Here is a 13,695-nt window from a genome sequence, read left to right on the forward strand (position 1 = left end):
GCTCACGCCAGGCGCAGACCGAGATGATCGGCCATCGGCTGAAAGTCTCGGTCATTTTGCAACAGCTTGTGCCCGTGCTCGATACAGTAGGTACCGATAATGAGGTCGTTGCTTTTTCTGATCGTATAGCCGCGCTCCCGCAGGAAGCGGTAATTGGCGGCGGCCTTGATGGCGAGCTGGGGCGACATCATCGCGACGCAGGGAAATTCGCCCAGCATCTGCTCAAGTCGGCGCGCATGATGACCGTCACGCGCGCCTCTAAGCACCTCAAGAAGAATGATATCGCCGATCAGAATTTCGCCCTGCGCCATTAAGGCGCGAAACTTGGCGGAGAGGGTAGGCGCGTCTTTTCGAATAAATGAAATCCAGGCAGAGCTATCTGCTACGATCATTTGGCGTTCTTCACATCCCAGTCCGTCTCAGCATCCCAATCCGTCCGCATCTCGTCCAGATCACCTTCCCAGCCCATGCCCTCCAACGCATCGAGGGCGCGCATCTGACGATGAATGCGCACCAGATCGCGCAACGCCTTTTCCACCGTTGCCTTTTTTGTCGAAAGACCGGTGATTTCCATCGCCTCGGCGAGCAAGGCGTCATCGAGTTCAATGTTGGTGCGCATCGAAAAATCCTTGGTGTATCGATTTTCGAAACGATACACCAACGACGCTTTCCGCGATATCTGTTTTTACTGGAACGCCGTCTCGTAAAAGCTTCTGAGCTTGCGCGAATGCAGCGTTTCCGTCGGCATGGCGGCGAGCTTCTGCACGGCGCGGATGCCGATTTGCAGATGCTGGGCGACCTGGGTGCGGTAGAACTCCGTCGCCATGCCGGGCAGTTTCAGTTCGCCATGCAGCGGCTTGTCGGAAACGCAGAGCAGGGTGCCGTAGGGCACGCGGAAGCGGAAGCCATTGGCGGCGATGGTGGCCGATTCCATGTCGAGCGCTATGGCGCGCGACTGCGACAGGCGCTTGACGGGGCCAGCCTGATCGCGAAGCTCCCAGTTGCGGTTGTCGATGGTGGCGACGGTGCCGGTGCGCATGATGCGCTTCAGCTCGAAGCCCTCGTAGCCGGTAACTTCCGCGACGGCGCCTTCCAGCGCCAGCTGCACTTCGGCAAGCGCCGGGATCGGCACCCAGACCGGCAGGTCGTCATCCAGAACGTGGTCCTCACGCACATAGGCATGCGCCAGAACATAATCGCCAAGCCGCTGGCTGTTGCGCAGGCCAGCGCAGTGGCCAACCATCAGCCAGGCATGCGGGCGCAGCACGGCGATGTGGTCGGTGATCGTCTTGGCGTTGGAGGGGCCGACGCCGATATTGACCAGCGTGATGCCGGCATGGCCCTTTTTCTTCAGGTGATAGGCGGGCATCTGCGGCAGGCGCGCGAGCACGGCATCCGTTTCCGGCTTGTCGCAACCGGCGGGGGTGACGATATTGCCCGGCTCCACGAAAGCCGTGTAACCCTCGCCACCATTCTTCATCAACTGCCGCGCCCATGCGGCGAATTCATCGATATAGAACTGGTAGTTGGTGAACAGCACGAAGTTCTGGAAATGGTTGGCGCTCGTCGCCGTATAGTGGCTGAGGCGGGCCAGAGAATAGTCGATGCGCTGCGCGGTAAAGGGCGCGAGCGGCGCGGGTTCGCCGGGCACCTGATCATATTCGCCATTGGCGATGAGATCGTCGGTATTGTTGAGGTCGGGCGTATCGAACAGATCGCGCAGCGGCACGTCGGACAGCGAGGAGGCCGCCGCCGCCTCGACATAGGCGCCTTCGCCGAAAGCGAAATGCAGCGGAATGGGCGTGGCCGATTCCGAAACCGTGACCGGAACGCCGTGGTTCTTCATCAGAAGCCCCAGCTGTTCCTTGAGGTAATGGCGGAAAAGCTCCGGCCGGGTGATGGTCGTCGTGTAAACGCCGGGGGCGGTGACATGGCCGTAGGAGAGACGCGAATCGACATGGCCGAAGGTGGCGGTCTCGAGGCTCACCTGCGGATAGCAGGCGCGGTAGCGCCCGGCAATCGGCGCGCCCTTGGCAAGCTCGGTGAAGGAATTGATCAGGAACGCCGTATTGCGTTCGTAAAGCGCGGTCAAAGCCGCCACAGCTTCTTTCGGGTCCGTGAAGGACTGCGGCGCGAAAGGCTCGGGGCTGATGAAGGTGAGGGGCGGAATCGTTCGTTTTGCTATTGTCATGGCCCATTATAAGAGGCCAATTTCGACAGGCAAGCGACAGAAATACGAAGAAACTGAAAAGAAACGCAAAAAGGCAGTTCGAATAACAGCGGGTCGGCGGAAATTTCAGCCGAGCGCGCCACGCTGCAGGCTCATCAAAAGCACGAAGCCGGCGCCCTTGGAGGCGGGGCGGGGATCGGCCTTGTAAACCGCAAGTCCGGCGACCGGACCGAGAAAGATCGAGGCCATCAGCACCAGCCGCAGCGCGGAAAACAGGCCGTTGGAAAAACTTGTCGTCATCGGCCTGTCCTCACAACACGACGGGGCAATTGTCGGCGGGCGAGGGACTGTGCTGGCAGGCGATTGCCGCGCCTGCATTCACCCGCTGGAAACTGCGGTTCGGATTAACGACGAGCGAGGCGAAGGACATGGCGAAGATCGCCATGAGAAACGCGAAGATTGCCAGTCGGCTGATCAGCTTTGCCATGTCCATTCCCCTTATTGGAGTTGATGGACAGAGTTTTGCCACACTCGGACTGAACGGACCCTGAGACCCCGGTTCATATGGCATTCAGGGATGTTAACAGGCGGTGACATGGCAGATTGATGCCGCAATGGCGCCGGGCATCTCGCGGGCCACGCGATTTTCGATCAGGACAGAGGGGCTTCCGCACGTGCAGCAAGATCGGTCAGCAGGGTCTCGAATGCCTGAGGCTGCGTCACATCGACAACCGGCACGCGGTGCTCCTGCGCGGATGCCAGCATGTCCGTATTTTCCTGCAACGAACGCTCGATAAAGGCGTCGATGATCCGCCGCTTCTCAGCCGCTGCATCTTCATAGCGGGCGTGAGAGCGCATTCTCTCGAGAAGAAAATCATTGCCGGCATGGAGAAAGACACCGGCGACCTCGCCGCCAAGCAGGGGCGAGATGAATTCCGGCCGCAGCGCCGCGCCCTCGAAGATAGTGGGAGTGCCGGTGCCGGACCTGCTATCGATCATCGTGCGGATCAGCGGCCAGATGTTCTGATGATGTATCTTCAGGAACCAGTGGATCGTTTCCGCCGAGAGCCGTGTGTAATATTCTTCCACCGGTGCCGGAATGCCCGGCCATGGCCTGCCCGGATGACGGGCGAGACTGTCGGTCGATATCGCCTCGCAGCGCAGCCTTCCGCTCAGCAGGCCGGCAAGGGTGCTTTTGCCGACATGTGAGGTGCCCGCAATCAGGATTGTCGAAAGGGTGGGGCGCATGCGTCGCTCTCGTTGGTGTTGGGCGCAACGATACATCAACGGATATATGGCTTCCATGCGGCGTGCGCCCGCAGTCTCGAACGTAATCCTTGGGCAGCGCACCGTACCGTCAGGCGCGGGACCGCAGGCGGCAGGACAGAAGCCCGCCCGCCGCCCTGTCGATTACAGCCGCGTCCAGGTCTGCGATTTGCACAGAACCTTCAGCACGCAGCCCTTCATGCTCAGCGAGTTGCCGGAAACGGTGCCGGAGCCGCTATAGGTCTTGTCATTGGCGGGATCGGTGATTTCACCCGAATAGCTGTTTCCCTTGCCGGAAAGCTTGCCGATCTGTTTTCCGGCGTGTTTGCCGGTCTTCAGCGTCACGCAGAAGGCGCCGCCGCAGGGGCCGATCACGGCAGTTTCGCCACTGGCGGTCTTCCAGTTGCCTTCGATTGCCTCGGCGGCGAAGGCAAGGTTGCCGCTCAGCATGAGGGCGGCGGCAATCGTCATTATACGCTTCATAAAATTCCTCCCGAAATTCGCGCAGGCTTTCTCGAGCCGGCGGCCCAAAGACGTAATGCGCAGATCAAACCCTTTTGGCGTGCGAATGCGCCATCTCTGGCCCAAGCCGCCTGCGGCGCAACGATTGCTCCTTGCACCGCGTTATCCTGTGCCCGTTTCATCCTCATGACGGGCAGGGCGGATAGTATTTGACGTTCACGTAAAAGGAAACAGAAATTTGCGGCCCCGGCGCGGCATTTTCAGCGGCGGGAGGAGCGAAAGAGGGAGAATTGGAAAATCGCTGTTTTGATCGTGGTGAAGGAAGGGTTTAAATCCAATTCTAAACTTTTCGTAAAATTCGCCGCAAAGTCCTTAATTTCCGCGGCTCGTGATATTTAACGAAAACCCAATTTTACCAATCGTTTGCAGTTTGTTTGCGGCCCATTAATCATGCCTTTTAAGCGACCGTTGAAGGCCCCGTGGCATAGTGAACTCATCAAAAGCGCAGGGAAAACCTGCCGGACGAAAGGACAAAAAAGCCGCAAAAGACGGCAGGTCCGGACGATGGCCTCGACAAGAAGGCGAATGATGAAACAGGCAGAAGGACAGGGATTAAAACAATGGCACGCTTTGAAATTCGCGATATCGAAATGGCTGCCGGTGGCGAAACCCGCGCCGACACTCTTTGCAATCTCGGCCTGGTCTATGCGACCGGCCGGGGCTGCAAGGTGGACCTGATCGCCGCCCATAAATGGCTCAACATCGCCGCGATCCGCGGATCGGAAAGAGCCGCTTCGCTGCGCGCCGATCTCGCCCGCAACATGACGAAATCGGAACTGGCCGAAGCGCTGCGCGCCGCCCGCGACTGGATGACGATGCACTGATCGACCCAGCCATTATTGAGATTGCCGGCCCGGTTCCCTCCAGTCCCGATGACCGGCGCAAAGGAAAGTAAACCCGAAGGGGAACGCGGCGAGGCCTTTGAAAAGGGCTTTTGCGCTGACACATCAAACCGCGACCGGCAGGAACAAGGCCGGCGCGGTTTTCTTATGTTTGGCGATGTCGCTTCGCCGGAAAACGATTCGCGGGCAGGGGCTTGCGGGCGGATGTTGAATCGCATTCGCATCATCCTGTGATGAGGATGAAACCGCTACGGCAGGCATGACAGGTGCGGTTTTCGAATCGCTTCCTTCTTCCGTCATGCCGGACCTGATCCGGCATCCAGCCACGCCGCGTCTGCGGCGTGAAAGGGTCTTTCGCGATCAAGGACTTGATCGCGCTGGATTCCGGCTCAAGGCCGGAATGACGGCACTCGATATCAGCCGATCGACTTAAGAACCTTCGGCAGCGCCTGCTCGAACAGATCGAGCTTGTCACCCGGCCCCACGCTCACGCGAATGCAGCGGTTGAGCGGCGCGACGCCCGGCATGCGGATGAAGACGCCATGTTCCATCAGCCCATCGACGATGGCGCGGGCATAAGCCCCGTCGCGGTGGCAATCGATGGTGACGAAATTGGTAGCGGAGGGGAGCGGGGAAAGGCCGTTATTGCGCGCGATTACCGAAATGCGCTCACGGGCGTCAGAAATTTTACCAACGACTTCACGCAGATAGTCCTGATCCTTCAGCGCCGCCAAAGCGCCGGCGACCGAAATGCGCGCCATCCCGAAATGGTTGCGGATCTTGTCGAAGGCTTCGACATTGCCGAGCGTGCCGATGGCGTAACCCACGCGCGCACCCGCCAGCCCATAGGCTTTCGAGAAGGTTCGCATGCGCAGAATGTTCGGCTGGCCGATCAGCGCGTCGATGGCTGGGACGGCGCTTTCGGGCGCGGTTTCGCAATAGGCCTCATCCAGAATGAGCAGGCAGGTTTCCGGCAATGCGCGGGCAAAGGCGATCACTTCGCTCGCTTCCCACCAGCTTCCCATCGGATTGTCGGGATTGGCGAAATAAACGAGCGGCGCATTTTCCCGGATGACGAGATCGAGAAGCCCGTCAAGGTCTTCGTGATCGTCGACATAGGGTGTGGTCACGAGTTTCCCGCCAAAACCGTTCACATGGTAATTGAAGGTGGGGTAGCCGCCAAAAGAGGTGACGACAGGCGTGCCGGGCTCGACGATCAGCCGCGCGATTTCACCCAGCAGCCCATCGACGCCGCTGCCGATGGCGATATTGCCGCGTGCAACGCCATGGTGGATGGCAAGCGCTTCCTTCAGCTCATAATTTTCCGGATCGCTGTACATCCACGTCTCCGCCGCCGCATCGCGCATGGCCAGAAGCACGGAAGGGGCGGGGCCGAAGCCGCTCTCATTGGCGCCGATACGCGCTTCAACCTTCAGGCCGCGGTTGCGCTCGATGGCTTCGGGGCCGACGAAGGGAACGGTTGAGGGAAGCGAAGCGGCAAGCGGCGTGAGGCGGGAAAAGGCTGACATTGGCTGAGAGTTCCGGTACCTGTGTTTAAAACCCGGCTCACAATAGGTGCAAAAAAACCGGACGCAAGGCGCAGCCGGTTCCGGCACGACTGTTTTGGAACAGAATTTTACGTCCCGGCGAGGAGACGGAAAAGCCATCGGCCTGTCATGTCAGGATCACGCGTTGGTCTCGAAGCTCAGGCGTCGCACATGGTGCAGGAACTCCGCATCGATCAGCATATTGAAGCCGATCGTCACTTTTTCCTCTTCGCGGCGGATCAGCGTGCAGCCGATCTCATCGCGGATACCGAGAATTTCCAGATAGAAATTGGCCGGCATTTCCAGATCGGGACTGACATCCAGTTCCGCGCCGTAAAGGGAAATGGTCCGCACCAGGCAGCGCATGGTGTCCTTGGCGCTGAGATGATGCCCGATGAAGGTGATCTTGCCGGGCCGGTCGATCTGAAATTTCTCGTACATCTCGTCCTGGGGGACGTTCTGACGGGGATCCATATGCAAAGCCATGACAACCTCCCGGATTGCCTCTTTTGATGCCGATTTTAACGCCGCTTCCTTGCCAGGGCATGAAGGAAATCCGCGCAATTGTCTGTTCTGTGTCTCGATCTCGACCAATCTTCCCTTCGGAAGCCGATGTTTCCGCTATGGAAATGCATTCGGCCCCATCCGGTTGCAGCCTGTGCTGATACTGCGTCACGCTTGCACGGGGCTGGTGTTGACTGGGGCCGTACTTGGCGTTACGCCTGAACCTTGCAATATCGCATCTCGGGGCCCGGCAGGACCGGCGCTTCGTGATTCTTCTGGGAGTGGATTGTGACGGGAAGGCTGGTAATCGTCGGGGCGGGGCAGGCCGCTTTCGCGCTGGCGTCGAAGCTTCGGGCGCTGAAGGATGAGCGCCCCATCACCATCGTCGGTTCCGAGGATGCCTATCCTTACCAGCGGCCGCCGCTCTCCAAAAAATACCTCCTCGGCGAGATGAGCTTCGACCGGCTGATGTTCCGGCCGGAGGAATGGTACGCCGAAAACAATGTCGATATCCGGCTTTCTACCTGGGTCGAGGAGATAGACCGAGCCGCCAAATCCCTGCGCATGCAGGACGGCAGCACGCTTTCCTATAACAGGCTGGTGCTGGCAACCGGGGCGGCTCCCCGCCTGCTGCCCGCCAGCATTGGCGGCGATCTGGAAGGCGTCCTGACCGTTCGCGACAAGCGCGATGCCGACCGGCTTATGGAGGAGATGAAGCCCGGCCGCAGGCTGCTGGTGATCGGCGGCGGTTATATCGGTCTCGAAGCAGCGGCCGTCGCGCGCAAGCTCGGCCTCGAAGTGACCTTGATCGAAATGGCCGACCGCATTCTCCAGCGTGTGGCGGCGAAGGAAACCGCCGATATCATGCGCGGCATCCACCAGGCCCACGGCGTTTCCATTCGCGAAAAGACCGGCCTTGTGCGCCTTGTCGACATGGACGGCCGGGTGGCCGCCGCCGAACTCTCCGACGGCTCGACGCTGGATGTGGACTTTGTGATTGTCGGCATCGGCGTGACGCCGAATGATCGCCTCGCTCGCGAATCGGGCCTTGATGTCGGCAATGGCATCGTGGTGGACGACCACACCCGCACCTCCGACAACGCCATTCATGCGGTGGGCGATTGCGCGCTGCTGCCCTGGCGCGGCCAGCATGTGCGTCTCGAATCGGTACAGAACGCAGTCGATCAGGCCGAGGCGGCTGCTGCCGTGCTGACCGGGGCTGAAGCCGCCTATGATCCGAAGCCATGGTTCTGGTCGGATCAATATGACGCCAAGCTGCAGATCGCCGGCTTCAACCTTGGTTACGACGAGACGATGCTGAGGCAGGGCGCGCGTGAGGGTAGCTGGTCCGTCTGGTATTTCCGCGATGGACGATTCGTGGCGGTGGATGCCGTCAACGATGCCAAGGCCTATGTCGCGGGCAAGAAATTGCTCGATACCGGCGCGGAGCCGGATCGCGCCATCCTGGCGGATGCTTCCGCCGATCTGAAATTACTGCTTTCCTGAGGACATCATGCCTGCTCCCGAAAACCGTTTTAAAACCGCCATCCATGCCGGCAAGCCGCAGATCGGCCTCTGGCTCGATATGGGCGAGGCGATCACGGCGGAAATCGCCGGTACGGCGGGGTTCGACTGGCTGGTGATCGACGGCGAGCATGGGCCGAACGATCTGCGCAGCATCATCGACCAGCTGCGCGCCCTTGCCACAGCGTCTGCCGAACCGGTGGTGCGCGTGCCGGTTGGCGAAAGCTGGATGATCAAGCAGCTTCTGGATGCGGGTGCGCGCACGCTTCTGGTGCCGATGGTCGATTCGGCAACCCAGGCGAAGGATCTGGTCAGCGCCATGCATTATCCGCCGCGCGGCATTCGCGGCATGGGCGCTGCCGTTGCCCGCGCTTCCGCCTTCAACACGATAACCGACTATGCCGACAGCGCCTCGGACAGCGTCTGCCTGCTGGTGCAGGCAGAAACGCGCGCGGCGATCAACGATCTCGACAATATTCTTGCGGTGGAGGGCGTGGACGGCGTCTTCATCGGCCCCGCGGATCTGGCCGCCGATATGGGCTATCTCGGCAGGATAGATGAGCCGGAAGTGCAGGCGGTGATCGAGGCGGCCATCGTCAAGATCGTCAAGGCCGGCAAGGCCGCCGGCATTCTCACCTTCAACGAAGCCTATAATCGCCGCTATCTTGAACTCGGCGCGTCCTTCGTGGCCGTCGGCGCGGATGTGACGGAATTCGCCAGTACCCTGCGTGCGCTGTCGGCCCGTTACAAGGGCGGGGCAGCGCCTGCACCATCACCATCACGGTCTGGCTATTAATTCAGTCGTCGTTGCTGGCGTTCAGCTTTTCCGGCGGAATGCCTTCTTCGCCGGAGGCGAGATAACCGGTATTGATAAGCGCGGAGCGAATGATGCGCTGGATGGCCTCATCCCTGTCGACGCCGTGATCCCTCGCAAAATCCGACAGAGCCGCTTCAATATCGTCGCTGAATCGCATATTCGCCCCCATTTACCGCATTTCAAACCAGTAAGAAAAGGCAAGGCAGGATAGACCCGCCTTGCCTCAATTTTAATTCGGTCAGGCGATCAGCGCCAGCGATAAAGGCTGTTGTTCGACGAGTTCTGCTGCGTGCCCGCGCCAACCGCATAACCGATGGCAAAACCGAGTGCGCCAACGATCGTCAGCAGGGAAGTCGCCGTTCCGGGATTTTCCTTGACGGCTTCCACGACATTCTGGCCCTGGGCGCGGACATTATGCGCGGCCTTGCGAACGCGTCCGCGCGCCTCATCCAGAAATTCGGACGCATCCTCGCTCACACCTTCCGCGCGGGCGGAGACGGATTTGGAGAGGGACGAGATCTGCGAACGCAACTCCGCAATCTGGTTTTCGATCGTGTCTTCGACAACATTCAGTTTGGTCTGAGCCATTAGAACACCTCTTTTGTTACCGAAGGCAGAACGTGCCGACCTGCAAGAAGTTCCCGAAAGGCCCGCAAAGTTTCGCAGGAGGATGTTCAGCCAACAGGTTTTTGTGCTTCTTGGCGAAAAAGCCTTGCAATCATTTTTTTTACGCAATAATCAGGCCGCACCGGAGAGGTGGCCGAGTGGTCGAAGGCGCTCCCCTGCTAAGGGAGTATACGTCAAAAGCGTATCGTGGGTTCGAATCCCATCCTCTCCGCCACTTCGGCGCAAGACCGGAAAATTCCAGCCCAATCATTCCCAGTACCAAGCCACCGCCGGAGCGCTTTGGCGACGGTCTTCGCATGTCGCTTGTTCTCCCGTCTGTTTCGAATTGACACGCGTGACAAATCGGCTGCTGCCGATATTGACGGGCAATTGTCAAACGCGAGGTCACGTCATCAAATCAGTTCTCACGACAAACCTGACGGGTGGCGGCGTATCGGTATCTTAACCGACATGCGGCGAGCCTTTCGAATCGTTATGCGGGGAATCGGGCGGCAAACGGCATGGGTTTTTCCATCGTTTCTTCATGCGCGCTGCGAAGGAGTGTCAGGTGCAGGGGTGTGAGGAAGCAAAAGTTTCCATCATCCTTGCCCGGCGAGGCAAGTCTTCGCCGAAAAAGCCGGTAGTTTAGAAATACCTTGTTAACCTCGCTAACTAATGGATTTTCAAGCAATTTCTTAACGCATGGTAAAGCCGCCTGCGGGCCGGCTGCGCACTGTGTGTTGTTTCCGCAACAAACCGAAATGAAGCATATACGTAAATGCTATTTATCGGATGTTGGCGATTGCAAGCGGCGAAACCTTTTGTATTTTCACCACCAGAAGCGAGGCGGTGGATCGTTTGGCTTCTAAGAACACGGGAATGGGGCAGGGAATGCTGTCCTTCAGCGAAAGTACCCAGACCCACTTAAAAACTTTGACTGGAGGTCAACCATGAACATCAAGAGCCTTCTGATCGGCTCCGCTGCGGCTCTCGCAGCAGTATCCGGCGCTCACGCTGCCGACGCTATCGTCGCTGCTGAGCCTGAGCCCCTGGAATACGTTCGCGTTTGCGACGCTTTCGGCACCGGCTTCTTCTACATCCCCGGCACCGAAACCTGCCTGAAGTTCGACGGTTACATCCGTTTCCAGACCGACTTCGGCCGCAACAAGTCCGGCACGTCTGACTGGGATTCGTTCACCCGCGCCCAGTTCAACATCGACACCCGCACCGACACCGAGCTCGGCGCTCTGCGCGGCTATATCGGCTTCCGCGGCCAGGCCGACAACGACAGCAACCGTGGCGTTGTTGTTGACCAGGCTTTCATCGAACTCGGCGGCCTGAAGGTCGGTTACTACTACAACTGGTGGGATGACGGTCTCTCCGGCGAAGTTGACGTTCTCAGCTCTAACCAGACCCGTCTGAACGCTATCCGTTACACGTACGACGCTGGCTCGTTCTACGTTGGCGTTGCAGCTGAAGAACTCGAAGCTGCTCGCGGCGGTTCCAACATCTCTGACGACTTCGTAAAGGGCGGTTTCTTTGAAGGCGCTAACAACGTTGGCGTATCCGCTATCGTTGGCGCGAAGTTCGGCGGCGTAAGCGCTAACCTGCTCGGCGGCTACGACACCGACGCTGAAGAAGGTGCAATCCGCGCTATCGTCACGGCTGACATCGGTCCGGGCACGCTTGGCCTCTCCGGCGTTTGGGCTTCTGGCGCGAACCGCTACTACGAAGAGTCCGAGTGGGCGGTTGCTGCTGAATACGCCATCAAGGCAACTGACAAGCTGACCATCACCCCCGGCTTCCAGTACTTCAACACGATCGACCTCGGCTTCGATAACGACTGGGTTGGCGATCGCGATGCATGGCGCGCTGGTGTAGCTGTTGGCTACAAGATCACCGACGGCCTTTCCTCGCTCGTTTCGGTTAACTACCAGGACGTCGACGGCGTCGATGGTGTTAACGGCGGTGGCGACAGCTGGGTTGGTTTCGTTCGCCTTCAGCGCACGTTCTAATCTGATCTGACATTGTCAGTGATGGAAAGCCCGGCTCTCGAGCCGGGCTTTTTGTTTGAATTGCATCTTGATAGGGCAGGCATCGCCACAGGTGACGAGATCGTGGCGGCGTTCCGATTTTCCGCAGGTTTATCCTCTGAGCAGACCGCTACACATGCCCATCGATTCGCTCGGTAACGGGAGCCTTGAGTCGTTTAAGGAATCCGAATCTGCGGGTTTTTGCTTTTTGCTCAGTTTTTTCTTGCAGAGGTAGGGTCCTCTGCACATTGCAATCGTCTTTTGAACAATTTCCGGTGGCCTGATCGTGTCCAGATTCAGGTGATCTCGTGGGTTTTCTCACGGCGGATTTTTCGACCCTCTTGTTAAGTTATTGAAAAGCATAAGTTATTAATGATTTTTTAACGAATGGGGTCCCGTCGGTTAGAATTGTAGCTATTTCGCAACAATGAAAAACTAAGGACACCTTACTGTCTTCCTTCTGTCATGATTACGATTGCCTGAGCGACCGGTTTTGGCTCTAATCATCTTCATAAGCGGCACGCATTTCTGAAGTGCTTTCCCACCCGCTGCTTAGAAGATTAAGCGTTTGACTGGAGGTCAACCATGAACATCAAGAGCCTTCTCATCGGCTCCGCTGCGGCTCTCGCAGCAGTATCCGGCGCACAGGCCGCTGACGCTATCGTCGCTGCCGAGCCCGAGCCCCTGGAATACGTTCGCGTTTGCGACGCTTTCGGCACCGGCTTCTTCTACATCCCCGGCACCGAAACCTGCCTGAAGTTCGACGGTTACATCCGTTTCCAGACCGACTTCGGTCGCAATCAGTCTGGTACGTCTGACTGGAACTCGTTCACGCGCGCCCAGTTCAACATCGACACCCGCACCGACACCGAGCTTGGCGCTCTGCGCGGCTACATCGGTCTGCGTGGTCAGGCTGACAACGACAGCGATCGCGCTGTTCGCGTTGACCAGGCTTTCATCGAACTCGGCGGCCTGAAGGTCGGTTACATGTACACCTGGTGGGATGACGATCTCTCCGGCGAAACCGATATCCTGTCTTCGAACACGACCCGTGGCAACGCTCTGCGTTACACCTATGACGCTGGTTCGTTCTACGCAGGTATCAGCGTTGAAGAACTGGATGCCGGCCGTGGCGGCTCGAACATCTCCGGCGACTTCGTTAAGGGCGGTTCGTTTGAAGGCCCGAACAATGTTGGCGTAAGCGGTATCATCGGCGCTAAGTTCGGTGCAGTTGCTGCGAACCTGCTCGGCTCCTACGACACCGACCAGGAAAATGGTGCAATCCGCGCTATCGTAACGGCTGACATCGGTCCCGGTACTTTCGGTCTCTCTGGTGTTTGGGCTTCTGGCGCAAACTACTACTACGAAGAGTCCGAGTGGGCAGTTGCTGCTGAATACGCCATCAAGGCGACCGACAAGCTGACCATCACCCCCGGTGCTCAGTACCTCGGCACGATCGACATCGGTGCTGACAACGACTTCACTGGCGACCGTGATGCATGGCGCGCTGGTGTAACGGTTGACTACAAGATCACCCAGGGTCTGGATGCCAAGGTCGCTGTTAACTATCAGGACGTCGACGGCACCGAAGGTCTTGACACCGGCGCTGGCGACAGCTGGGTTGGTTTCGTTCGCCTTCAGCGCACGTTCTAATCTGATCTGACATTGTCAGTGATGGAAACCCCGGCAGAAATGCCGGGGTTTTTCTTTTGGAAGGCTAGATGAGACTACAGGTCGTCGGACACCGCGTCGGCTGCATCGACCAGCCGGCCTCTCGCTTATCGGCAAATCTGCCCAAGCCGTCGACCTTATCCCCGGGACTTGCCCCAGTGATCCAATCACGTCGCATGAAATCTAAATGTTG

Annotated in this window: 17 protein-coding genes and 1 tRNA gene; 7 read left to right on the forward strand and 11 right to left on the reverse strand. The window is 58.7% G+C overall.

Annotated elements, in window-relative coordinates; all coding sequences use genetic code 11:
- Nucleotides 1-2 precede the first annotated feature (2 nt).
- The 7 genes from vapC to PIB16_RS03275 all read right to left on the reverse strand — a co-directional run bounded on the left by vapC (nucleotide 3) and on the right by PIB16_RS03275 (nucleotide 3,919).
- Complete coding sequence (vapC, locus tag PIB16_RS03245; RefSeq protein ID WP_003524104.1) at nucleotides 3-392, reverse strand: type II toxin-antitoxin system VapC family toxin; 390 nt, start codon at nucleotides 390-392, stop codon at nucleotides 3-5.
- Nucleotides 389-619 (reverse strand): type II toxin-antitoxin system VapB family antitoxin, encoded by a 231-nt coding sequence (locus PIB16_RS03250; protein ID WP_003524105.1) that lies wholly within the window; start codon nucleotides 617-619, stop codon nucleotides 389-391. The genes vapC and PIB16_RS03250 overlap by 4 nt, the downstream gene beginning before the upstream one ends.
- A 66-nt stretch (nucleotides 620-685) precedes the next feature.
- On the reverse strand, nucleotides 686-2,191 hold the full coding sequence (amn, locus tag PIB16_RS03255) for an AMP nucleosidase (RefSeq protein WP_078054232.1): 1,506 nt from the start codon (nucleotides 2,189-2,191) through the stop codon (nucleotides 686-688).
- A gap of 105 nt (nucleotides 2,192-2,296) precedes the next feature.
- Entirely contained in the window at nucleotides 2,297-2,470 is a 174-nt protein-coding gene (locus PIB16_RS03260) for a hypothetical protein (RefSeq protein ID WP_003509979.1), read from the reverse strand.
- A 10-nt stretch (nucleotides 2,471-2,480) separates the two neighbouring features.
- Nucleotides 2,481-2,663 carry a hypothetical protein gene (locus PIB16_RS03265; RefSeq protein WP_333779990.1) on the reverse strand — a complete coding sequence of 61 codons (183 nt, stop codon included), beginning with the start codon at nucleotides 2,661-2,663 and terminating at the stop codon, nucleotides 2,481-2,483.
- 158 nt (nucleotides 2,664-2,821) lie between these two features.
- Complete coding sequence (locus PIB16_RS03270) at nucleotides 2,822-3,418, reverse strand: hypothetical protein (RefSeq protein WP_271044982.1); 597 nt, start codon at nucleotides 3,416-3,418, stop codon at nucleotides 2,822-2,824.
- Between the two features lie 162 nt (nucleotides 3,419-3,580).
- Nucleotides 3,581-3,919, reverse strand: coding sequence for a DUF2147 domain-containing protein (locus tag PIB16_RS03275; protein ID WP_003524108.1), 339 nt, complete (start codon nucleotides 3,917-3,919; stop codon nucleotides 3,581-3,583).
- 599 nt (nucleotides 3,920-4,518) lie between these two features.
- Between PIB16_RS03275 and PIB16_RS03280 the strand changes: the two genes are divergently transcribed.
- Together PIB16_RS03280 and PIB16_RS03285 are read left to right on the forward strand one after the other, a co-directional pair.
- Entirely contained in the window at nucleotides 4,519-4,782 is a 264-nt protein-coding gene (locus PIB16_RS03280; protein WP_003524109.1) for an SEL1-like repeat protein, read from the forward strand.
- A gap of 48 nt (nucleotides 4,783-4,830) precedes the next feature.
- Nucleotides 4,831-5,034: a hypothetical protein gene (locus tag PIB16_RS03285; RefSeq protein ID WP_271044983.1), complete on the forward strand. Its 204-nt coding sequence runs from the start codon at nucleotides 4,831-4,833 to the stop codon at nucleotides 5,032-5,034.
- A gap of 182 nt (nucleotides 5,035-5,216) precedes the next feature.
- Here PIB16_RS03285 and PIB16_RS03290 read toward each other — a convergent pair whose 3' ends face one another.
- Both PIB16_RS03290 and PIB16_RS03295 read right to left on the reverse strand, forming a co-directional pair.
- Entirely contained in the window at nucleotides 5,217-6,329 is a 1,113-nt protein-coding gene (locus PIB16_RS03290; RefSeq protein WP_271044984.1) for a pyridoxal phosphate-dependent aminotransferase, read from the reverse strand.
- Between the two features lie 156 nt (nucleotides 6,330-6,485).
- On the reverse strand, nucleotides 6,486-6,833 hold the full coding sequence (locus tag PIB16_RS03295; protein ID WP_035240153.1) for a hypothetical protein: 348 nt from the start codon (nucleotides 6,831-6,833) through the stop codon (nucleotides 6,486-6,488).
- Between the two features lie 306 nt (nucleotides 6,834-7,139).
- Between PIB16_RS03295 and PIB16_RS03300 the strand changes: the two genes are divergently transcribed.
- Both PIB16_RS03300 and PIB16_RS03305 read left to right on the forward strand, forming a co-directional pair.
- Complete coding sequence (locus PIB16_RS03300) at nucleotides 7,140-8,357, forward strand: NAD(P)/FAD-dependent oxidoreductase (RefSeq protein WP_271044985.1); 1,218 nt, start codon at nucleotides 7,140-7,142, stop codon at nucleotides 8,355-8,357.
- Nucleotides 8,358-8,364: 7 nt separating this feature from the next.
- On the forward strand, nucleotides 8,365-9,171 hold the full coding sequence (locus PIB16_RS03305; protein WP_271044986.1) for an HpcH/HpaI aldolase/citrate lyase family protein: 807 nt from the start codon (nucleotides 8,365-8,367) through the stop codon (nucleotides 9,169-9,171).
- 1 nt (nucleotide 9,172) lies between these two features.
- Here PIB16_RS03305 and PIB16_RS03310 read toward each other — a convergent pair whose 3' ends face one another.
- Together PIB16_RS03310 and PIB16_RS03315 are read right to left on the reverse strand one after the other, a co-directional pair.
- Nucleotides 9,173-9,349 carry a hypothetical protein gene (locus tag PIB16_RS03310; protein WP_271044987.1) on the reverse strand — a complete coding sequence of 59 codons (177 nt, stop codon included), beginning with the start codon at nucleotides 9,347-9,349 and terminating at the stop codon, nucleotides 9,173-9,175.
- A gap of 89 nt (nucleotides 9,350-9,438) precedes the next feature.
- Nucleotides 9,439-9,780 (reverse strand): hypothetical protein, encoded by a 342-nt coding sequence (locus PIB16_RS03315; protein ID WP_078054229.1) that lies wholly within the window; start codon nucleotides 9,778-9,780, stop codon nucleotides 9,439-9,441.
- A gap of 162 nt (nucleotides 9,781-9,942) precedes the next feature.
- Here PIB16_RS03315 and PIB16_RS03320 point away from each other — a divergent pair.
- The 3 genes from PIB16_RS03320 (at nucleotide 9,943) to PIB16_RS03330 (ending at nucleotide 13,484) form a co-directional block, all read left to right on the forward strand.
- Nucleotides 9,943-10,033: transfer RNA gene (locus PIB16_RS03320), tRNA-Ser, on the forward strand.
- 715 nt (nucleotides 10,034-10,748) lie between these two features.
- Nucleotides 10,749-11,813, forward strand: a complete 1,065-nt coding sequence (locus PIB16_RS03325; protein ID WP_078054127.1) for a porin — start codon at nucleotides 10,749-10,751, stop codon at nucleotides 11,811-11,813.
- A gap of 603 nt (nucleotides 11,814-12,416) precedes the next feature.
- Nucleotides 12,417-13,484 (forward strand): porin, encoded by a 1,068-nt coding sequence (locus PIB16_RS03330; protein WP_149741625.1) that lies wholly within the window; start codon nucleotides 12,417-12,419, stop codon nucleotides 13,482-13,484.
- Nucleotides 13,485-13,695 lie beyond the last annotated feature (211 nt).

Origin of the sequence: Agrobacterium sp. ST15.13.015 (genome assembly GCF_027871645.1) — a bacterium.
GTDB lineage: Bacteria > Pseudomonadota > Alphaproteobacteria > Rhizobiales > Rhizobiaceae > Agrobacterium > Agrobacterium leguminum.